16 protein-coding genes are annotated in these 21116 nt (G+C 35.2%); 5 read left to right on the top strand and 11 right to left on the bottom strand.

The features are described 5' to 3' along the window. The first annotated feature begins 27 nt into the window (after positions 1–27). On the top strand, positions 28–1212 hold the full coding sequence (locus DNG35_RS01830; RefSeq protein ID WP_111126052.1) for a Pycsar system effector family protein: 1185 nt from the start codon (positions 28–30) through the stop codon (positions 1210–1212). A 66-nt stretch (positions 1213–1278) separates the two neighbouring features. Here the strand turns inward: DNG35_RS01830 and DNG35_RS01835 are convergent, their stop codons facing one another. The 4 genes from DNG35_RS01835 to DNG35_RS01850 all read right to left on the bottom strand — a co-directional run bounded on the left by DNG35_RS01835 (position 1279) and on the right by DNG35_RS01850 (position 5560). Then, complete coding sequence (locus DNG35_RS01835) at positions 1279–1920, bottom strand: thioredoxin family protein (RefSeq protein ID WP_111126053.1); 642 nt, start codon at positions 1918–1920, stop codon at positions 1279–1281. A gap of 18 nt (positions 1921–1938) precedes the next feature. Continuing rightward, the gene (locus DNG35_RS01840) at positions 1939–2433 is read right to left on the bottom strand and encodes a TlpA disulfide reductase family protein (protein ID WP_111126054.1); all 495 of its coding nucleotides are present in this window, start codon (positions 2431–2433) and stop codon (positions 1939–1941) included. Positions 2434–2472: 39 nt separating this feature from the next. Next, positions 2473–3075: an SET domain-containing protein gene (locus DNG35_RS01845; protein ID WP_111126055.1), complete on the bottom strand. Its 603-nt coding sequence runs from the start codon at positions 3073–3075 to the stop codon at positions 2473–2475. A 97-nt stretch (positions 3076–3172) separates the two neighbouring features. Next, entirely contained in the window at positions 3173–5560 is a 2388-nt protein-coding gene (locus DNG35_RS01850) for a GAF domain-containing protein (protein WP_111126056.1), read from the bottom strand. Between the two features lie 145 nt (positions 5561–5705). Here DNG35_RS01850 and DNG35_RS01855 point away from each other — a divergent pair, with 145 nt between their 5' ends. Then, a complete protein-coding gene (locus DNG35_RS01855) occupies positions 5706–6812 on the top strand; it encodes a TlpA disulfide reductase family protein (RefSeq protein ID WP_111126057.1) in 1107 nt (368 codons plus the stop codon). A 69-nt stretch (positions 6813–6881) separates the two neighbouring features. On the opposite strand, the gene DNG35_RS01860 is transcribed toward DNG35_RS01855, so the two are convergent. Continuing rightward, complete coding sequence (locus tag DNG35_RS01860; RefSeq protein ID WP_111126058.1) at positions 6882–7574, bottom strand: SIMPL domain-containing protein; 693 nt, start codon at positions 7572–7574, stop codon at positions 6882–6884. 45 nt (positions 7575–7619) lie between these two features. Next, on the bottom strand, positions 7620–8267 hold the full coding sequence (locus DNG35_RS01865) for a rhomboid family intramembrane serine protease (RefSeq protein ID WP_111126059.1): 648 nt from the start codon (positions 8265–8267) through the stop codon (positions 7620–7622). 59 nt (positions 8268–8326) lie between these two features. Here DNG35_RS01865 and DNG35_RS01870 point away from each other — a divergent pair, with 59 nt between their 5' ends. After that, positions 8327–9202, top strand: a complete 876-nt coding sequence (locus DNG35_RS01870) for a lysophospholipid acyltransferase family protein (protein WP_111126060.1) — start codon at positions 8327–8329, stop codon at positions 9200–9202. Here the strand turns inward: DNG35_RS01870 and glmM are convergent. Next, on the bottom strand, positions 9199–10587 hold the full coding sequence (gene glmM / locus DNG35_RS01875; RefSeq protein ID WP_111126061.1) for a phosphoglucosamine mutase: 1389 nt from the start codon (positions 10585–10587) through the stop codon (positions 9199–9201). The two genes, DNG35_RS01870 and glmM, sit on opposite strands and share 4 nt — an antisense overlap. A gap of 91 nt (positions 10588–10678) precedes the next feature. Between glmM and DNG35_RS01880 the strand changes: the two genes are divergently transcribed. Next, a complete protein-coding gene (locus tag DNG35_RS01880) occupies positions 10679–11278 on the top strand; it encodes an ACP phosphodiesterase (RefSeq protein ID WP_111126214.1) in 600 nt (199 codons plus the stop codon). Between the two features lie 53 nt (positions 11279–11331). On the opposite strand, the gene DNG35_RS01885 is transcribed toward DNG35_RS01880, so the two are convergent. Then, a complete protein-coding gene (locus tag DNG35_RS01885) occupies positions 11332–12570 on the bottom strand; it encodes a lipopolysaccharide assembly protein LapB (RefSeq protein ID WP_111126062.1) in 1239 nt (412 codons plus the stop codon). A 20-nt stretch (positions 12571–12590) separates the two neighbouring features. Then, complete coding sequence (gyrA, locus tag DNG35_RS01890; protein ID WP_111126063.1) at positions 12591–15089, bottom strand: DNA gyrase subunit A; 2499 nt, start codon at positions 15087–15089, stop codon at positions 12591–12593. Between the two features lie 234 nt (positions 15090–15323). On the opposite strand from gyrA, the gene DNG35_RS01895 reads away from it, so the two are divergent. Then, positions 15324–17897 (top strand): ATP-dependent Clp protease ATP-binding subunit, encoded by a 2574-nt coding sequence (locus tag DNG35_RS01895; RefSeq protein ID WP_111126064.1) that lies wholly within the window; start codon positions 15324–15326, stop codon positions 17895–17897. A gap of 74 nt (positions 17898–17971) precedes the next feature. Here DNG35_RS01895 and hutH read toward each other — a convergent pair whose 3' ends face one another. Further along, complete coding sequence (gene hutH, locus DNG35_RS01900) at positions 17972–19483, bottom strand: histidine ammonia-lyase (RefSeq protein WP_111126065.1); 1512 nt, start codon at positions 19481–19483, stop codon at positions 17972–17974. Positions 19484–19498: 15 nt separating this feature from the next. Beyond that, complete coding sequence (locus DNG35_RS01905) at positions 19499–21055, bottom strand: NAD(P)H-hydrate dehydratase (protein WP_111126066.1); 1557 nt, start codon at positions 21053–21055, stop codon at positions 19499–19501. Positions 21056–21116: the final 61 nt, after the last annotated feature.

The raw sequence follows: 21116 nt of genomic DNA on the forward strand, positions 1-21116 counted from the left end.
TAATTTGCATTTAAAATAGCCATAAATATGAGTAATCTTATTGAAAAAACAAACAAGTTTGTTCTAGATTTATTTACTGAAAAATTACCCAACACTTTTATCTATCACAATTATAACCATACGCAAAGGGTCGTTAAAAGTACTAAAGAATTAATTGAAAATTCTGAAATTAATGTTAAAGAAGCCGAGGCCTTAGTGCTTGCAGCCTGGCTTCATGACACAGGCTATACCGTAAGTGTAAAGGGGCACGAAGAAGAAAGTAAAAAAATTGCAGAGGAATTTTTAAAGAAAGAAGGAGCCGACCAAGAACTTATCGATATGGTGAAACAGTATATTGAAATCACCAAATTTTTAACCATTCCCGAAACACTTCCAGAAAAAATAATTAAAGATGCCGACTCTTCTCATATCGGCAAAGATTATTTTGAAGAAACGACCGAATTTTTACGTCAAGAACTTAAAATTCAAAACCTAAAAAATTATTCTCCAAGCGAGTGGATAGAAGAAAACATCAAGCTTTTTACAGAATTGCACAGATTTTATACGCCTTATGCGGCTGAAAAATGGCGACCTGTAAAAGACAAGAATATGCTCACGCTTTTAGAAGCTCAGAAAAAATCGAAAGAAAAATTTGAGAAAGAAAAAACCAAGGCAAAACTTAAAGCAAAATATAAAAACGATAACCCAGAGAGAGGAATACAAACTTTGTATAGAACTGCTTTAAGAAATCATATTAAACTTAGTGATATTGCCGATACAAAAGCCAATATTTTACTTTCGGTAAATGCAATTATTATCTCATTGGCATTAGCCAATATTATCCCTAAGCTCGATGCGGCTTCCAACCGACACCTCATGATGCCAACTTTGGTTTTGGTTTGTTTTAGTGTGGCTTCTATTATTTTATCGATTATGTCTACTCGACCTAATGTTACCAGCGGTGAATTTACCAAAGAACAAATCAAAAAACGAGAAGTAAATATTCTATTTTTCGGTAATTTCCATAAAATGAAGTTTGATCAATACAATTGGGGAATTCAAGAGATTTTAAAAGATAAAGACTATGTTTATGAGGCTTTAACCAAAGATTTGTGGCTACTGGGTATTGTCCTTAACCGAAAATATAAGCTCTTGCGATGGACTTATACAATTTTTATGACAGGAATTATTATTTCTGTGGTATTTTTTGTTATTGCTTTTTGGACGATGTAAGAAAACATTTTTACGTATAAAAAACACCGAAGAAAATTCGGTGTTTTTTTTGAAGATAATTTAGAATTATTTCGTTTTTATCGAACAACCAATCGCGACGGTTTTGGTGGTTTTAATACTTTCGCCTTTTAGCAACGCATCTACAGCAGCCTCTACATATCTTTCCGAGACATCGTTGGCATCTTCGTAATTATTGTCAATAGTTCCGATATACTTGACTATATTTTTACCTTTTTCTTTTGCAAGAATAAAAACATGCGGTGTTTTTGTGGCTCCATATTGCGGGTATATTTTTTGACCTTCGTCTAACAAATAAGGAAAGCCGTAATCTTTTTCTATCGCTCTCTTTTGCATATTTTCAAAAGAATCTTGTGGTTGTACATCCGGATCGTTAGGGTTTATCGCAATTACGGGGTAACCCAATTCTTTATACTTTTTGTTGAGTGCGATGATACGATCTTCGTACATTTTTGCATACGGACAATGATTGCAGGTAAAGACCACTATAAAGCCTTTTGCTTTTGTGAAATCTGCGAGCGAAACATACCTACCGTCGACATTTTTTAGTTTGAAATCTGTGGCTTCATCGCCAATCTCATAACCTTTTACTATTTTTTCTGTTTTAGGATTTATTCCCGAAAAGGATATAAAACCGTAAAAGCCAATGCTTACCAAAGCAAGCGTGAGAAATGCAATTGTCTTTTTCATAGCTTATAGTTTTATAATTTAATTTAAATATTTATTGATTTTGTTGGTCAATTCTTCTTTACTGATTACCCCGTTATGAAATTCTACTTTTTGACCTTTTTTATAAAAAACCGTTACCGGAATTTCTCCACCCCAATTTTCATCGTAACGTGGTATCCAAACATTCATTCGTTTGTTGTCGTTTAGTAAGACAACTTCTGTTTCTATATTTTTAGCTTTCATAAAGTTAAGCACGCGACTCATATCTTTTGTTCTATCTAAAGATACTAAAAGCATTTTATATTTCGGGTTCGATTTAAATCTCTGGTTCACTTCCATAAAGTGCGGAAGCTCTTTGATGCATGGCGCACAAGTCGTTGCCCAAAAATTTACTACCAAAATTTTATCATCTTCTTGCTGAATGATCTGCTCTACTTCTTCGTAAGTTAAAACGGGTACTTCTTTTTGTATTTGTGCTTTTACACTTATAGAAAGGATGAAGAGCAATAGTAGTAAGTAAGAAAACTTAGGCATGGAAAATAAAGTTTAGGATATGGTATTTAGACTAAATTTTTAGAATTTCGTTGCATGGCTTTCGTCAAAATAATTTACCAGTGTTGAGACTATTTTTTGCTCTCCTTTGGTGATTGCTTCAATTTTAGACCATGTTGCAGTGGGCATCACTTTTTTTAAAGGCTGATTTAACTGAGTTATAAGATGAAAAACTTCATTGATTTTTTCATCCCAAATCTGGTGGAAATTTAAAAGATCGTCTGGATAGACTATTTTTCTTTCGGTACCTTCATCAATTCCCTGAAAAGGCTCTGAAACATTTAGGTAACCATAATCGTCGGTAAGTTGTTCGCCTGGTTGTATATCTCTGATAGCAATTTCAAAATCGTAGGCCGTAGAAAGACAGTTGGACTTGAAGCTATGATTTACAAATCTGCCAATATCCCAGCATAAGACCAAATTTCCTTTGTTGTTGCGATAAGAATAAGTATCTAAAATAGATTGGTAAACCTCTTCTAAGTTTTGGTATTCTGAAAGCTTAAACTCCCTATCTAATTTATCTAACACCCAAGTAATTGTTCCCGCAGGAATAAATTTAGTGGCTACAACGCCGTAACCTATTTCTTTACTAATGAATTTTAGTTCTGTATCTGGATGAATCATATGTTTTTATAGACAAATATTTTCATCCTAAGATAACAAGAAATTCAATATGAAATTAATTCTAAAAAAAATCTATTAAGAATTTTTACTACTGATTTTAGTGCAGTTCTTTCATCAAATCATCATAGGTAAAAGTGTTATCCTCTTGGTTGTCTGAAGTATGGTATAAAACATTTACGCGTATCGCTTTCAGGCCTACCACACCTTGTACATCTTCGAGCTCGAGTAGCTCTACTTCTTCACCAAGGTAGTTTTTCTTCTGTAAATATTTGATGTATCGCAAATATTCAAGTTCGTCTTCTTTTTGCGAATACACAATTACTATTTTACCTTTTTGGGTAATTCGTTCTTCTGTATCTTTTATAAAAGCCTTATCGATACGTTTTTTAATTATTTCGAAACGTGCATTGTAAGTGCCATCTACATCAAATTTCTTTTCATCCATACGGTAACGGATAGAAAGTGTAGAGCTGAATACCAAAATAAGCGAAGCGCCATCTAATTGTAACGGAGCATTTTTTTGCACCATATAAAACTTGTTTTCCATCTCACACATTACTTGTAATTGCCACAATCTTAAGTTGTAGAGATATACTTTGTTAAATGGTCTATTTTTTACCATTTCACCACCAATATACATGTTGTGGTCTACACCATCAGTTTTGTACCTTTCAAAATAATGTGGGTAAATCTTTTGTGCATCTACTTGCTTTCTATCGATATATCTAGCTAAGGTTCTATTGATACGCTGTACAGAATCATCAAAGTTTTTTCGGTAATTATACACCACTCCTGTTTCTTGATCAATAGATTCTTTGTATGCAGCTACCTTTTTTCTAAGTTTAGTACTATTGTCATTGATATGGTCTATAATAGGGTCTAATTCTGACTGTATAAACTGAATGATTTTTTGTTCACTCGATGCATTCAGGTTTTCATGTAATTCTTCACTAAACTCTTCTATTCTAAACTTAATTTGCTCATAGATAGGTATGGCATCAATTTCGTAAGCTTCATCTATAATCTGAGTAATAGCACTTAATTGATTGAGCAAATCTTGCTGAATCGCATTATTTCTTTCATCAGAAGAACCTACAATATCTATTTGTCCGTAAAGCGGATAGATGTTATTGAACGAAATATCTCTAAATGAAGCAATTCCGTCAGCATCTAAATCGTTGATGTAACGATTGGCTTCTTCTTCAAAGACCCATAATACACTTGGGTGAATTGAAGTACATTCACTTTGTATAACTGCCTTGATACGGTTTTCATGCTCGGTTTGGTAACGTTCTACTGCGGTCTCGATGTAAGGAATTATATCTTCTAACTTTATTGCATTGATGTTGCTTAATTCATTTTTTCTTGTAGATGATAACTCCAAAACTCCTAAAAGTCGCTTGTTTTTATCTATCGGAGCCATGATATAACTTTTTACTCCGGCATTTACAAGGTGTTTTGCTAAAACAGATTTTTCATGTTTCTTTAAATAAACAGCTGTATTAGGAATCGATAAGTAGTTTGAATCTTCAAATATAATTTCTCTTTCGTCACGATTTAAAACCTTCTTGTAGTGAGCACTGTTTAAATCACCGAGCAAGTAGCTACTTATTTTACTTTTTGGAACTTTAAAAAATTCTTTGATGTTCTTATCAAAAAGTGTAAAACCAATCTCTAAATCCGGAATACGATAAATAGACCTAAAAATCTCTAACATGTCTTCCCCTAGATTTTCATTGTCCATTAAAATCTGATTGTTGAGCAGCTCTGTTTTTAAATCAGAAATACCATCATCTACGGTTACGTCGGTGAGATTGATCAAAAAGAAGCCTCTAAATATCCAGCTATTTGGAGGAAATTTTTCTTTCCACATATCGATATCATCTAGATTCTGAATTAAATCATCGATATCTTCATCTTTTATTTCTTTCGCTTTTTTGGTTGGAAAAAACTCAATAAAATCGGCATTGATAGCCAAACGGTAATTTTTTACAATGCCATTTTCATCAGGAATATCAAAGTACAGCGGTCGAGAAGTATCTACATTAAAACCATAATAGCTGTTTAGAATCGCCAAGCATCCATTGATGTAATTATCTGCTTTGGTGTGGTTTCTGAGTTCTAATTTATAGTCTTCCCCTGCGTCTTTTAGAATATTGTCAAAACGTTTAGTAGTTTTTAAGAATATTTCCGGAAAAGGACCAGAAGGAATTGCCATAGCAATTTTAATTTCGTTTTCGGTTAAGACCGAAGGAAATAAATCATCTAGCAATAAATCTATTGGCTCTTTATATTTGGGCAAGTCGTTCAAGTTTTTTATTCCCGACTCTAAGGCGGGAAACTTATCTAAATATTTTAGAAGGTCTTCTATATATTCTTTAGATAATTGGTTTTCTTCAATTTTCAACCTTTCGCGAAAAGCATCGATCACCTTCTTAAAACCAAACTCTACACTAAAAACAAAATCATTATTTTTTGAATCCATTTTCTATTTCATAAATTGACTTGACAAATTATAAATCTATACTTTCATAGGAAAATTTATAGTTTAAAATTAACAATATTTTAGTGTAAATAACTTCACATATCTAAACACTTGTGTATTTTTGTGGGAAATTAAATTTAAAATAATGAGAAAAATTGCTTTTTTACTTGTGTTGGCTGCTGTTTTTGCTTGTAAAGACGACGCTAACAATGCAAATACTTTTACCGCAAAAATTGATGTTGAGGATAACACCAAAATATTCATCTCCGAACTTGGTGAAAATGGCACTCCAAAGCCTATTGATACAGCTGTGGTTAAAGAAGGTAAGTTTACTTTTGAATTACCAACGGTTGAAAATCAAACCTTGAATATTGCAACTATAGATCAAGTTCCTGGAAATGTGTTGTTCATTAACGAAAATGCTAAGATAGACGGTACTTTCTATAAAGACAGTCTAAGAAGTTCACAATTAGATGGTGGTAAGAACCAAGAGTTATTAGATGATTATGTTTCACATATGATGACAAGCGGGAAAGAGCAAAACGAGTTAAACCAAAAAATGAGAACTGCTTTTTCACAACAAGATACACTCGGAATGAAAAGTTTGCAAGAAGAAGCAAAAAGTATGAGAGCTGAAGAGATCACTTTTAGAAAAGATTTTATATCAAAAAATTCTGAATCCATTGTTTCTGCACTTATCCTTTCTGATATGATTTCGATGCAATTAACAGAAAATTTTTCTGAACTTTATAACAAGCTATCTCCTGAAGTTCAAAACTCTGCTCCTGGTAAAAAAATTAAAGAGCATTTAAGCCTTAACCAATCCACAGCAATTGGTTCTAAAGCACCTAGTTTTTCAGCTAAAACGCCAGAAGGTAAAGAACTAGCTTTAGAAAATGCTTTAGGAAAAGTAACTATTATCGATTTTTGGGCATCTTGGTGTAAGCCCTGTAGAATAGAGAACCCAAATGTGGTAAGACTGTATAATAAATACCATGATAAAGGCTTAAATATTTTAGGGGTTTCTTTAGATAAAGCTAACCAAAAAGATAGATGGATACAAGCTATAGAAGACGACAAACTTACTTGGCAACACGTTTCTAATTTACAATTCTGGAATGATCCTATCGCAAAACTATACAACGTTCGTTCTATTCCTGCTACCTTTATTCTGGATGAAAATGGTGTGATTATCGCCAAAAACCTCAGAGGTAAGGCTTTGGAAGATAAAATTGCTGAATTGTTAGATTAAGAATTCAAATTTTCACGCATAAAAAAATCCGCATATAGCGGATTTTTGTTTTTATAAGCTTGTTTATTTTTAATCTAAAAGGGCAAACTTTACATTTATTTTTGTAGAAATCTGCATTTCTCCCAAAGCTATTGTCGGGCCTCCTGCACCATCTGCTTCTGCATTCATCATCGAGGTTTTATACATTGGGTAATGACCACCAGCGTTCATATCTTCATATATACTCACCGCTTTTCCTATCTTTTGTCCTAAAGCAGATGCGTATTCCGTTGCTTTTTGTTTGGCGTCAAGCATGGCTTTTTTTCTCGCTTCCGCTAACAATTCTTTCTCTTTAGAGGAGGTGAAACTAATACCGTCTAAACGATTTAGACCCGATTCCATCAAACCAGCAATAATTTTCTCATAATCTTTAATATTTACCAATTTGATGCTTATCGATTGATTTGCATGGTAACGCGATTGCTTCGTTTGGTAATTATATTGTTTGTTTAGATTGAGGTATTCTGTTTTTACATGTTTATCATCTATACCATTCTTTTTTAGGTATTGAAATATTTTTTGAACATCAGTATCTACCTGTTGTTTTACTTCTTGGGCGGTTGAACCTTCGTGTTCTACTCTTGCTCTTATGATTACTTGATCGGGAACTACATTTACAATTCCTTCTCCACTTACTGAAACAGTTCCTACTTCTTGAGCACTAAGGTTGGTACTAGATAATCCTGTCATAATTACACTTAATAATACAATTAGTTTTTTCATAGTTTTTTAAATTTTAGAGAAGTAATTCAATAAAAATACCAAAGTTTATATTTTATCGAATTTTTTAAGAAAAAATAAGACGACAATAGGTATTAATAATAAAAATACCATCATCAAACTTTCGGTTAAAACTCTAGGTTGAAGCAGTATCGTCAATAAATAACCGCCCATCGCGCCACCAAAATGTGCATCATGCCCGATGTTATCTGTTCTGCTTTTCATGCCGTAAATGGTGTATAACAAGTAACCGACTCCGAATATATAAGCAGGAATTGGTATCACAAAAAACAAACCCAAAGTCATATCGGGTCGTAATAAAATTGCCGAATATAAAATGCCCATCACAGCTCCACTTGCTCCAACAGCACTGTACTGTGGTTCGTCTTTATGAAAGAAATACGCAAAAAGATTACCTATCAGTAAACTGCCTACATATACCACCAAAAAACCCAAAACACTAATATCTCGAATCACCACATTTGCAAAAAAGTAAAGCGTAAGCATATTCACAAACAAATGTGAAATATCGACATGCAAAAAACCTGAACTTAAATACCTGATGTGTTCTTTGTTTTGAATTCCCCTAATGTTAAACTTAAATTTCTCGAAAAAGGATAAATCCTGAAAGCCTTTGTAAGAAATGATACTTGTGATGGCGATAATGACGATGGTTACCATTGCGATGTTGCCCATTATTTTTACTTTGATTTACTTCCAAATATACCTTATCTTTGCGGAAATTTAGTCACTGAATGCAGAAATTAATTTTTTACCTCGCTTACCCATTTTTATGGATAATCTCTAAACTTCCGTTTTCTATACTCTACCTAATTTCTGATGTTGTCTATTTTTTAGTTTATCATATAGTCCGCTACAGAAGAGAGGTTGTACGCAACAATCTTAAATTGGCTTTTCCCGAAAAGTCCGAAAAAGAGATAAAAAGAATCGAAAAAAAGTCATATCAGCATTTTTGCGATATGTTTTTAGAAATGATCAAACCGATGTCGATAAGTGATACGGAATTTAAAAAGAGATTTTACTTTAAAAATCCGGAAGAAGCTCGAAGGCTAGAAAACTTAGATAGAAATTACATCGCTCTTTTTGCTCATTACGCGACTTACGAATGGACAAACGCCATGAATTTCTATGATTTGTCTTATAGAAGTTATGCGGTTTATAAACCCATTAGCAATCCGTATTTTGACAAAATGATACGTGATATACGGTCTAAAAATAACAGTGAAATGATTCCGATGAAAGAAGTGGCAAAAACCCTCTTACTTCACAAAAGAAACAACATCAAAGCAACTTATGCTTTTATTGCCGACCAATCACCCAGACTTAAAGACAGCAAACATACTTATCCTTTTTTTGGGTATGAAGTGCCTGTTTTTGTAGGACCCGAGTTTTTGGCCAAAAAGTTTGATCTACCCGTTACTTACCTGAAAATTAATAAGATAAAGCGCGGTTACTACGAAGCCGAAATGATTACACTTACCGAACATCCGAAAGAGGTTGAAGATTTTAAGATTACCGATAAATATTACGAATTACTCGAAGCACAGATTAGAGCCAATCCTGAGTATTATTTATGGACACACAAACGTTGGAAGCATAAAAGAATTTAGATTCCTGCAATCGATTTTATTTCCTTTATCATTTCTTGTGCAAGATGGTCTGCTTCTTCTTGAGATTTAGCTTCGGTATAAATTCTAATAATCGGTTCGGTATTCGATTTTCTTAAATGCACCCAATTTTCCAGGAAATCTATTTTTACACCGTCAACTGTTGATACTTCTTCGTTTTGGTACTTCTCTTCTACTCTTTTTAAAATCTCATCGACATTTAGTTCTGGAGTCAATTCTATTTTATTTTTACTCATAAAATAGCTTGGGTATTCGTCTCTTAATTGGGATACCAAAATGCTTTTTTCTGCTAAATGTGATAAAAATAAGGCAATCCCTACCAAACTATCTCTTCCGTAATGTAATTCAGGATAAATAATTCCGCCATTTCCTTCACCTCCAATCACAGCATTGGTATCTTTCATCAGTTGCACCACATTGACTTCACCTACCGCGCTCGCTTGGTAACTTCCGCCGTGTTTTTGGGTCACATCCCTTAAAGCTCTTGACGAAGAAAGATTACTGACTGTATTTCCTTTTCTTTTAGATAGCACATAATCGGCAACGGCGACTAAGGTATATTCTTCACCAAACATATTTCCGTTTTCGTCGATAAATGCCAAACGATCGACGTCGGGATCGACCACAATACCCAAGTCTGCATTTTCTGTTTTTACTTTTTCGCAAATGTCGGTTAGATGCTCCTTTAAAGGTTCTGGGTTGTGCGGAAAATGCCCTGTAGGTTCACAATACAATTTGATACAATCTACACCTAATCTTTGTAGAATTCTAGGTACTGCGATTCCTCCTGTAGAGTTGACACCATCAACAACCACTTTAAAGTTGGCGTTTTTTATTTTATCGGCTTCTACCAAATCGAGTTCCATAATCTCATCGATATGTAAATCGATATAAGCGTCGTTTACTGTGATTTTTCCAAGATCATCTACTTCCGCAAAAGCGATAGCGTTACTACTGGCAATTTTGAGGATTTTTGCTCCATCTTCACCATTAAGAAACTCTCCCTTGGCATTAAGCAATTTTAAAGCGTTCCACTGTTTGGGATTGTGGCTTGCGGTAAGAATGATCCCGCCGTCAGCATGTTCTAGAGGCACGGCAACCTCAACCGTTGGGGTGGTTGACAAACCTAAATCGATGACGTGAATGCCCATTCCCACCAAAGTTTGCATCACCAGTTGTTGAATCATCTCTCCAGAAATACGGGCGTCACGGCCAACCACCACACGGTAGTTTTCTTTGTCACGCTGTTGCTTGAGCCAGGCTCCGTAAGCCGAAGCAAATTTCACAGCATCGATTGGCGTAAGATTGTCGCCTACTTTTCCGCCGATAGTTCCCCTGATTCCTGAAATAGATTTGATTAGTGTCATTGTTAGTCTGTTTTGATAACAAAGATACACGCATTCGGTTTTGAAACAAATTTGTTGGAAAAACTTCACAGAAAGTTTAACTTCGTTGAAGATGAATTACCTCGCACACATTTACCTCTCTCAAGGAAGAAAACTGGTCGAAATTGGAAATTTTGCTGCCGATTCTATCAAAGGAAAGGACTTTAGTCGCTTTCCGCTGGAAATGCAAAAAGGTATTCTCTTGCATCGAAAAATAGATTATTATACCGACTCGCATCCGATAGTTTATAAAAGTGCTCATCGCCTCTTTGATGAGTTCAGACATTACAGCACCGTGATTGTAGATATTTTTTACGATCATTTTTTAGCAAAAAATTGGAAAAACTATAGTGCTATTCCGCTTGACGCATATGTGCAAGAATTTTACAGTTCATTAAAGCGTAATCATGACATTTTACCAAAACGTGTGCAACGGTTTTACCCGATTATGATGGAGTATAATTGGCTGTTGAGTTACGCTAAAATTGAAGGTATTGAGCATATTCTTTTTCAAATGAACAGTCGTGTAAAAGGTAGAACCCAATTGGATAAATCGGTAAATTCACTTCGGGAAAATTACGCCAAATACGAAGAAGAGTTTATTGCTTTTTTTGAAGAGTTACAGGCTTTCTCGAAAGAGGAGTTGTACCAAATAGATATTGGTACAGTATAAAAAATCCGCCTTTTAGCGGATTTTTTATGGGATATAATTTTCTTTTTTGATTTTTAATTTTTTAAAGCTTTGGCTTTTTCTTCCTCTCCTAAGAAACTATAAATTTGATATAAAGTTTGTACAACACCTTTATAGCTATCAGTTCCTTCCTTGCTTCTTTTCTTTGCAGCTTCCAGATATTCTAATGAAGATCGGTAGATTTCTTTTCTTTCATTTTGTAAAGCCTCATAACGTTTGTTATCAGCAGCAGACATCCCTAGATTATTCATCTCTTCTATAATTGGTTTTTCTTTTGCTAAAACAATAGAAGCTAAATTAATGTATGCATCTGTGTGCTCTGGATTAATCTCTATAGCTTTTTTATAAAATTTTGCAGCGGCTTCATTATCTCCAGATTTTGAAGTAGAAATTCCTAAATTATAATATAAATCAGCATTATTAGGCTCTAATTTTATAATTTCTTGTAAGATTGAATTATACTTCTCTAAATCATTTGCTCTAGAGTAAATTTCAGCTTCAGCTAACATCAATCCAATATCTTTAGGGTTTTGTTTTCTTGCTTGCTGTATTGCATCAAATGCTTTATCATTATCTCCTTTTTGAAAATAGATGATTGCTATATTTTTTACAATTTCTGGACGTTTAGACTCCTCCCTTTCTACACTTGGGTTTGAGTGACTGCCTACTCTAATATACACATCGCGCTGATTAGCTGTCGCAAAACTTTCAACTTCTTGAGTTGTTTTATTAACAGCTGTGTAAACTAATTTTCTACCATCATACCCTAACCTATTTAACTCTTGATAATACTCCAAAGATTTATCATACTCTTTAGCGTTTAGAGCTGTTCCAGCAGCTAAAAACAATTTTAAAGTATCCTTTTTATCTAATTGGTATGATATATATAGTTCATCTGAAGCTTCTTTAAATCTTTTTGCTTTACTATTTTGTACTGCAGAATTATAGACATCAATAACTAAATCATCAATTTTATTCTGAGCTTCATCATGCCCTAAAGCGGCCGCTTTATTTAAAGCTTCTGCCCCCGCAATAATTTCTTGGTTGTTTTTATTGTTATTACCAACAAGGGCTATCCCTTTGACATAATAAAAATCTGCTTGTACTTTTTCTTTTTCTCCAGCAATCATACTTTCTACACTGTTGAGCAGCGCTTTGGCTTCTGCATAATTACCATCTTCAATAGCTTTTTCGGCATTTTTAATTTCTTTTTTTTGAGCCATTGCAACAACTGAACTCAACGCAATAGCTATGGTAAAAAGTTTTGTTTTCATTTTTTATAAATGTTTAGTTTTTATTCTTCCTCGTTTGAAACAACATCCGTGCCATCGTTAATCTGATCTTCAGCATCTTCATCTTCATTTAGAACTTTGGCTACAGCAGCTATAGAGTCGTCACCTTTTAAATTAATTAATCGAACACCTTGCGTTGCTCTACCCATTACTCTAAGGTTTTCAACTGCAATTCTTATGGCGATACCCGATTTATTGATGATCATTAAGTCGTCCTTATCGGAAACATTTTTAATGGCAACTAACTGCCCTGTTTTTGGAGTAATCGAAATGGTTTTTACACCTTTTCCACCACGGTTAGTAATTCGATAATCATCTAAACTCGAACGTTTACCGTAACCGTTTTCTGATACTACCAATATATCTGTTTCGGTGTCATTCACAGAAACTAAGCCTATCACTTCATCTTTTTCGCTGGCCAATGTTATCCCACGAACACCTGAGGCGTTTCTTCCCATAGGTCGTGTTTTGCTTTCTTCAAAACGAATACATTTTCCGCTTTTAAGCGCCAACATTACCTGACTATCTCCTGTCGTAAGTTTGGCAGACAACAACTCATCACCGTCTTTTATAGTAATTGCATTAATACCGTTTACACGCGGACGAGAATATCTTTCTAAAGAAGTTTTCTTTACCTGACCTTTTTTAGTTGCCATAATTACATAATGGCTATTGATATACTCTTCGTTTTTTAAATCTTCGGTACAGATAAATGCTTTTACCTTATCGTTTGGATCTATATTTATCAAATTGATAATTGCCCTACCTTTAGAGGTTTTGGTTCCTTCAGGAATTTCGTACACACGCATCCAATAGCACTTTCCTTCTTGGGTAAAGAACAACATGTATTGGTGATTGGTACCTACAAAAAGGTATTCTAAGAAATCTTCATTACGTGTCGTTGATGCTTTTGAGCCAACTCCTCCTCTATTTTGTGTTTTATATTCGGTAAGAGGAGTTCTTTTGATATAACCTGCATGTGAAATAGAAATAACTACTTGCTCATCTGGGATCATATCTTCAATACTTAAATCTCCTCCTGCAAAATTTATTTCTGAACGACGCTCATCACCGTATTTTTCTTTTACCTCGAGAAGCTCTTCTTTGATGATGGTCATTCTACGCTCTTTGCTTGCAAGAATATCCTTCAAGTCTTCAATCGTCTTCATTAGCTCTTCGTACTCTGCACGTAGTTTATCCTGCTCAAGACCTGTAAGCTGTCTTAAACGCATTTCTACAATGGCTTTCGACTGAACTTCAGAAAGCTCAAATCTATCGATAAGTTTTTGGCGAGCTTCATCAGCATTACTCGAAGCTCTAATGAGCGCAATCACTTCATCGATATTATCGGAAGCAATAATTAAACCTTCTAGAATATGCGCTCTTTCTTCTGCTTTTTTAAGCTCGTATTCTGTTCTTCTAACTACAACTTCGTGACGGTGATCTACAAAATGCACAATCATATCTTTTAGATTGAGCATTTCTGGTCTACCTTTTACCAAAGCAATATTGTTGACACTAAAAGAAGATTGCAAAGCAGTATGCTTGTATAGCATGTTCAACACAATATTAGGAATCGCATCTCTTTTTAAGATATAAACAATACGCATTCCATTTCTGTCAGATTCGTCACGGATAAGTGAAATTCCTTCAATTTTCTTTTCGTTCACCAAATCAGCCGTCTTCTTAATCATATCGGCTTTATTCACCTGATAAGGAATTTCGGTAACGATAATACATTCTCTACCGTCTACTTCTTCAAAAGAAGCTTTAGCACGCATCACAACACGCCCACGACCCGTTTTAAAGGCTTCTCTTACGCCATCGTAACCATAAATAATTCCCCCTGTAGGGAAATCTGGTGCTTTTATATGCTGTATCAGTTCATCTACTTCGATATCATGATTATCGATGTAAGCCACAGTTCCGTCTACTACTTCAGATAAATTATGTGGCGGCATATTGGTCGCCATACCTACCGCAATACCACTTGCCCCATTTACCAATAAATTAGGAATTCGAGTAGGTAAAACCGTTGGCTCCTGAAGCGAATCGTCAAAATTAAGTTTATGGTCTACCGTTTCTTTATCAATATCAGCAAGCATTTCTTCACTAAGCTTACGCATTCTTGCTTCGGTATAACGCATGGCTGCTGGACTATCTCCATCGATAGATCCAAAGTTACCTTGCCCATCAACCAACATATACCTCAAACTCCATTCTTGGGCCATTCTTACCATCGTATCGTAAACCGAAGTATCACCATGCGGGTGATACTTACCAAGAACCTCTCCTACAATTCTTGCAGATTTTTTATACGCTCTATTAGATAAAACACCTAATTCGTACATACCGAATAAAACTCTACGGTGAACAGGCTTTAGACCATCACGCACATCGGGTAAGGCACGTGACACAATGACCGACATCGAATAATCGATATAAGCCGATTTCATCTCATCTTCTATATTGATAGGAATTAACTTTTCTCCTTCCGCCATAAATATTTTTTTTATATAATAATTCTAACGTGGCAATTTAAGCATTTTGGGCTTATTTCACGGTTAGCTTCACGTTTTTTAGCTATATTTTTATTAACAATTTTTTACATTTATTTCGTTAACAAAATAAACCTCATAAATTTTGATTTTTCAGTATTATTTTGTCAATTAGCAAGGAGTAAAGAATAAGGTATGGTTTTTGAAACCTTTAATCCTTAAAAAGAGGAGATTTATATGGATGATAATTTTTCGCCAAGAGTAAAAGATGTCATAACCTACAGCAAGGAAGAAGCGCTTAGGTTGGGGCACGATTTTATTGGCACAGAACATTTAGTTTTAGGTCTTTTACGCGATGGTAGCGGAAAAGCTATAGATATATTAGAAACTTTAAATGTAGATTTGGATCACTTGCGTAGGAAAGTCGAGATTTTAAGTCCGGCAAATCCTGAAAATGCGATGCAATCGAACACCAAAAAAAACCTACACCTTACAAGACAAGCTGAAAGAGCACTTAAAACTACTTTTTTAGAAGCAAAACTTTTTCAATCTTCGTCAATCAACACCGCACACTTACTGCTGTGTATTTTAAGAAATGAAAACGACCCTACCACTAAGCTCTTTCATAAACTTAAAGTAGATTATGACAATGTAAAAGACGAATTCAAATCGATGATTATACAAGATAACGACTATTTAGAGTCACCAACCTCAGAGTCTTCTTTTTCTGATGAAGATGCTACTGCTGGTGATAGTTCAAAAAACAACCCTTTCGGTGGAAATAAACCTGGTTCGGGAAAAGCAAACAAAAAATCGAAAACACCTGTTTTAGATAACTTTGGTAGAGATCTTACAACATTGGCCGATGAAGGTAAGTTAGATCCTGTAGTTGGTCGTGAGAAGGAAATTGAGCGGGTTTCACAAATTTTAAGCAGAAGGAAAAAAAACAACCCTTTGCTTATTGGTGAACCTGGCGTTGGGAAAAGTGCCATCGCCGAAGGCTTAGCCTTGAGAATTGTACAGCGCAAGGTTTCTCGAATTCTTTTCGATAAACGAGTCGTTACTCTTGACTTGGCTAGTTTGGTTGCAGGCACCAAGTATCGCGGCCAGTTTGAAGAACGCATGAAAGCGGTAATGAACGAACTCGAAAAAAATGATGATATCATTTTGTTCATCGACGAAATTCACACCATTGTTGGTGCAGGTGGAGCAACAGGCAGTTTAGACGCCAGCAATATGTTTAAGCCTGCGCTCGCTCGTGGCGAATTACAATGTATTGGCGCCACAACATTAGACGAGTACAGACAGCATATCGAAAAAGATGGTGCACTGGAAAGAAGATTTCAAAAAGTTATTGTTGAGCCGACAAGTGTTACCGAAACAATTGAAATCCTCAACAATATCAAAGAAAAATACGAAAATCATCACAACGTAGATTATACTGACGAAGCGATAGAAGCTTGTGTAAAGTTGACCAATCGTTATATGACCGAACGCTTTTTACCTGATAAAGCCATTGACGCTTTAGACGAAGCTGGCTCGCGTGTACATATCACCAATATCAATGTTCCTAAAAAGATTTTAGATTTAGAGAAAAAACTGGAGGAAGTTCGCGAAACCAAAAACACGGTGGTTAAAAAACAGAAATACGAAGAAGCGGCTAAACTTCGCGATGATGAAAAAAATATTGAGAAAGAACTGAGCATTGCCCAAGAAAAATGGGAAGAAGAGTCTAAACAGCATAAAATTGTAGTAACCGATGATCATGTGGCCGATGTGGTTTCGATGATGACAGGTATTCCTGTTAACCGAATTGCACAAACCGAAAGCAATAAGTTAGCCGAACTACCTACCAATATCAAAGGAAAGGTAATTGGGCAAGACGAAGCAGTAGGCAAGGTTGTGAAAGCAATTCAACGCAATAGAGCTGGATTAAAAGACCCAAATAAACCGATTGGTTCGTTTATATTTTTAGGTCAAACCGGTGTTGGTAAAACACAGTTAGCTAAAGTGTTAGCAAAAGAATTATTTGATAACGAAGATACACTCATTCGCATCGATATGAGTGAATATATGGAAAAGTTTGCCGTATCGAGATTGATTGGTGCGCCTCCAGGTTATGTAGGCTATGAAGAAGGCGGCCAACTGACCGAAAAAGTAAGACGCAAACCTTACGCAGTAGTTTTATTAGATGAGGTGGAAAAAGCACATCCTGACGTTTTCAATATGTTGCTTCAGGTTTTAGATGATGGTTACTTAAACGATAGTTTAGGTCGTAAGATCGATTTTAGAAATACGATTATTATTATGACTTCGAATATTGGTTCGCGTAAGCTAAAAGAGTTTGGTCAAGGTGTTGGTTTTGGAACACAAGCCAAAAAAACACAAGCTGACGAATACTCTAAGGGTGTGATTGAAAATGCTTTGAAAAAAGCTTTTGCTCCAGAATTCTTAAACCGTATAGACGATGTCGTAATATTCAATCCGCTTGATAAAGAGGATATTCATAAAATTATTGATATCGAACTCGAAAAGCTTTTTGACAGAATTGATGATTTAGGTTACAACCTCACTTTAACCAAAGACGCAAAGGACTTTATTGCCGATAAAGGTTTTGATGCTGAATATGGCGCAAGACCTCTCAAAAGAGCTATTCAGAAGTATATTGAGGACGCTTTAGCGGAAGAAATCATTACTTCTAAACTTGAAGAAGGTGATACCGTTAAAATGGATTTGAATAAAGACAGAACCGAATTGGTGGTGGAGATCAAAAAAGGAACACCTCCTAAAAAAGAGGAAGAAGAATCTTAGATTTAGATAATTAAAAGTATAGATAGTTAGATAAAAACCTCAGAAAATTTTCTGAGGTTTTTTTTTATTATTTTCTACTCATACAAAAGCTCTTCGTCTATCGAAAAGCGATTAAGAAAATCAATGGCTTTGTGGATCTCATCAGCCATCAGTTTGTCTTTTTCGACAAATGGCACTTCTGCCCTAAAAGCATTAACAAAACTCTCAATAAATTCAGAGGATTTTAAGGGCTCTCTGTATTTAATTGCTTGCGATGCGTTGAATAATTCTATTGCTAAAATAGATTTTAAATTTTCAACCACTTTTATGAGCTTGGTAGCTGCATTTGCACCCATACTCACGTGGTCTTCTTGCCCATTTGACGACACAATGGAGTCGACACTCGCGGGTGAACACAACTGTTTGTTCTGACTCACAATACTTGCTGCGGTATATTGCGGAATCATAAATCCGCTATTTAAACCTGGGTTATCTACTAAAAACATAGGAAGTTTTCGTAATCCTGAGACCAATTGGAAAGTCCTTCTTTCTGAAATATTTCCTATTTCCGCGACAGCAATAGCTAAATAATCTAAGGCTAATGCCAAAGGTTGCCCGTGAAAGTTTCCTGCTGAAATAATTTTATCTTCATCTATAAAGATATTTGGATTGTCGGTCACACTATTAATTTCCGTTTTAACGGTTTTGCAAACAAAATCCAAGGCATCTTTAGAAGCACCATGAACTTGCGGAATACACCTAAACGAGTACGGGTCTTGCACATGCTCTTTTACTTGTTTTGCAATTTCACTTCCTTGCAAAAATTCCATTATTCTTTGCGCCGTGCTTATTTGTCCGCGATGTGGTCTTATTTCGTGTACCAACGGGTCGAAAGGTGACAAATTGCAATCAAATGCATCGACAGAAACTGCACCTATAGCATCTGCAAGATAAAATAATTTATAAGTTTCTATTAACGCAAAAACCGCATGAGCGCTCATAAATTGGGTTCCATTAAGTAGAGCTAAACCTTCTTTAGATTTTAAAGTTAGAGCCTCCCAGTTCCTCTCTTTTAAAACTTTTTTTGCCTCTACTCTTTTTCCTTTATAAATCACTTCCCCTCTACCTAAAAGCGGTAAAGACAAATGAGCTAACGGTGCCAAATCACCTGAAGCGCCTAGTGAACCTTGACTATAAACTACTGGTAAAATATCATGATTAAAAAAATCGACCAACCGTTCTACCGTAGCTAAGTCAACTCCTGAATTTCCATAACTTAAAGATTGAATTTTCAGCAATAGCATAATTTTCACAATCGTATCATCAACTTTTTCGCCAACACCACAAGCATGGGAAATCACCAAATTCTCTTGTAATTGAGCTAACTCTTGTCTGTTGATTTTTACATTATATAGTGAGCCAAAACCTGTATTTATTCCGTAAAATGGCGTATCTGAGTTAGCAATTTTGTCGTCCAAATACTTTCTTGCACTATTGATGTTTACTCTAGCTTCTTCACTTAATTCGATTGTATAATGGTTGGTTATAATCGTATTTATAGTTTGGATATCTAAAATATCTCGACTGATATAATGTATATTTTTCATTTAAATTAGCTTTTTTTAATTTTCTGATGGTTGTTGGGCTTGTTGAGGTTGTTGCTTTGGTTTTTCGAAAACGCTTCGTAGTGAAAGTCCTAAATAATCTATCAAATCACTAGCAATCACATATTCTGGCATATGTTGGTTGATGATAATATCTGCAGTGTTGGCGTGGAGGTAAACTCCAAAAACAGCTGCAACTGTCGGGTCGTAATTTTGCGCCATTAGCCCTGCAATAATTCCCGAAAGTACATCGCCGCTTCCAGCGGTTGCTAAGCCAGGGTTTCCATTTACGTTGATAAATAAATTTTCGCCTGCAACAGTTATGGTGTAAGCATCTTTTATCACCACAACTAAATTGTATTTTGTAGAAAACTCTTTGGTTTTCATTATCTTTTCGAAATCATTTTTCCAGGGTCCGATAAGTTGTTCCAACTCTTTCGGGTGCGGCGTTAATACCGATTGATGTGGAATTTTCTGAATCAAATCTTTATTTATACCCAGCATATTAATCCCGTCTGCATCGATAAGCATCGACTTTTTGGTTTTTCCTAAAACTTCATCAAAAAATTGGATGGTTTTTGCATCAGTTCCTGCTCCTGGGCCAAAACAAACGGTTTGGTTTTGTTCAATTTCCAAATCCACGGAAGTGAGAATTTGCCCATCTTCTGAAGTTTTTACCAAGGCTTCCGGAACATTGGTCTGCACTATCTGATAACCACATTTTGGAACAACCGCAGTAACTTTTCCTGTACCAATTCTATAACCAGCTTTGGTTGCTAAAGTGATACTTCCCATCATTCCGTAGCTTCCGCCAATCATTAGCAGATGACCAAAACTACCTTTGTGGCTAAATTTTGTTCTGGGCTGGTATAAATTAAGTACTTGCTCTTTGCCGATAATCGTTGCTTCGGGTTGGGTCTCGGCTATATATTGTTGATCGATACCAATATCGATGACTTGTACATTTCCGGCAAAAGGAGCTGTTTCTGGCAAGAAAAAAGCCAACTTTGGCGCCTGAAAAGTCAAGGTGTAATTAGCTTCTATTATCGATTGATTGTCCATTCTATCGTTTGCCATCATTCCTGAAGGCATATCGATAGCAACCACAAAAGCTTGTGATTTATTAATATGATCAATAAGATTGGAAACCCATTTAGGCAAAGGTCTGTTCAAGCCTATTCCAAAAATAGCATCCACTACAAAATCATTGGGTGTGATTTCGGGAAAATCATCTCCTTCTGCCAATAAAACCGGCCAATCTTTAGTAATATCTTTTATTGCACTATAGTTTTCTAAAAAACCTTTGCTACGTTTATCACTATAATTAACGATAAAAACCTTCACGTCTTTATAACCTTGATTGATGAGTTTTCGGGCAACTACCAACCCATCACCTCCATTATTTCCGATTCCGCAAAAAACTTTAATCGGAATCTGAGCCCCATTTAAACGGTGATTGATTTCTGAAAAAATCTTCTGAGAAGCACGCTCCATCAATTCTAAAGAAGTAATCTTCTGATTTTTTTGGGTAATCTTATCAGCTTCAAGTAATTGTTTGGCTGAAAATATTTTCATAAAAATTTGTTTTCCGCAAAGATACTATTCTTTCATTAGAATTATTTTAAACTCGCATTCA

The sequence above is a fragment of the Mesonia sp. K7 genome, assembly GCF_003233725.1.
Taxonomy (GTDB): Bacteria; Bacteroidota; Bacteroidia; order Flavobacteriales; family Flavobacteriaceae; genus Mesonia.

What these genes read in the sequence shown, in the direction of transcription:
- glmM (WP_111126061.1), bottom strand. Translation starts at nt 10,587, where the DNA reads ATGACACTAATCAAATCTATTTCAGGAATCAGGGGAACTATCGGCGGA.
- DNG35_RS01865 (WP_111126059.1), bottom strand. Translation starts at nt 8,267, where the DNA reads ATGGGCAACATCGCAATGGTAACCATCGTCATTATCGCCATCACAAGT.
- gyrA (WP_111126063.1), bottom strand. Translation starts at nt 15,089, where the DNA reads ATGGCGGAAGGAGAAAAGTTAATTCCTATCAATATAGAAGATGAGATG.
- DNG35_RS01845 (WP_111126055.1), bottom strand. Translation starts at nt 3,075, where the DNA reads ATGATTCATCCAGATACAGAACTAAAATTCATTAGTAAAGAAATAGGT.
- DNG35_RS01855 (WP_111126057.1), top strand. Translation starts at nt 5,706, where the DNA reads ATGAGAAAAATTGCTTTTTTACTTGTGTTGGCTGCTGTTTTTGCTTGT.
- DNG35_RS01870 (WP_111126060.1), top strand. Translation starts at nt 8,327, where the DNA reads ATGCAGAAATTAATTTTTTACCTCGCTTACCCATTTTTATGGATAATC.
- DNG35_RS01835 (WP_111126053.1), bottom strand. Translation starts at nt 1,920, where the DNA reads ATGAAAAAGACAATTGCATTTCTCACGCTTGCTTTGGTAAGCATTGGC.
- DNG35_RS01895 (WP_111126064.1), top strand. Translation starts at nt 15,324, where the DNA reads ATGGATGATAATTTTTCGCCAAGAGTAAAAGATGTCATAACCTACAGC.
- DNG35_RS01885 (WP_111126062.1), bottom strand. Translation starts at nt 12,570, where the DNA reads ATGAAAACAAAACTTTTTACCATAGCTATTGCGTTGAGTTCAGTTGTT.
- DNG35_RS01905 (WP_111126066.1), bottom strand. Translation starts at nt 21,055, where the DNA reads ATGAAAATATTTTCAGCCAAACAATTACTTGAAGCTGATAAGATTACC.
- hutH (WP_111126065.1), bottom strand. Translation starts at nt 19,483, where the DNA reads ATGAAAAATATACATTATATCAGTCGAGATATTTTAGATATCCAAACT.
- DNG35_RS01830 (WP_111126052.1), top strand. Translation starts at nt 28, where the DNA reads ATGAGTAATCTTATTGAAAAAACAAACAAGTTTGTTCTAGATTTATTT.
- DNG35_RS01880 (WP_111126214.1), top strand. Translation starts at nt 10,679, where the DNA reads ATGAATTACCTCGCACACATTTACCTCTCTCAAGGAAGAAAACTGGTC.
- DNG35_RS01850 (WP_111126056.1), bottom strand. Translation starts at nt 5,560, where the DNA reads ATGGATTCAAAAAATAATGATTTTGTTTTTAGTGTAGAGTTTGGTTTT.
- DNG35_RS01860 (WP_111126058.1), bottom strand. Translation starts at nt 7,574, where the DNA reads ATGAAAAAACTAATTGTATTATTAAGTGTAATTATGACAGGATTATCT.
- DNG35_RS01840 (WP_111126054.1), bottom strand. Translation starts at nt 2,433, where the DNA reads ATGCCTAAGTTTTCTTACTTACTACTATTGCTCTTCATCCTTTCTATA.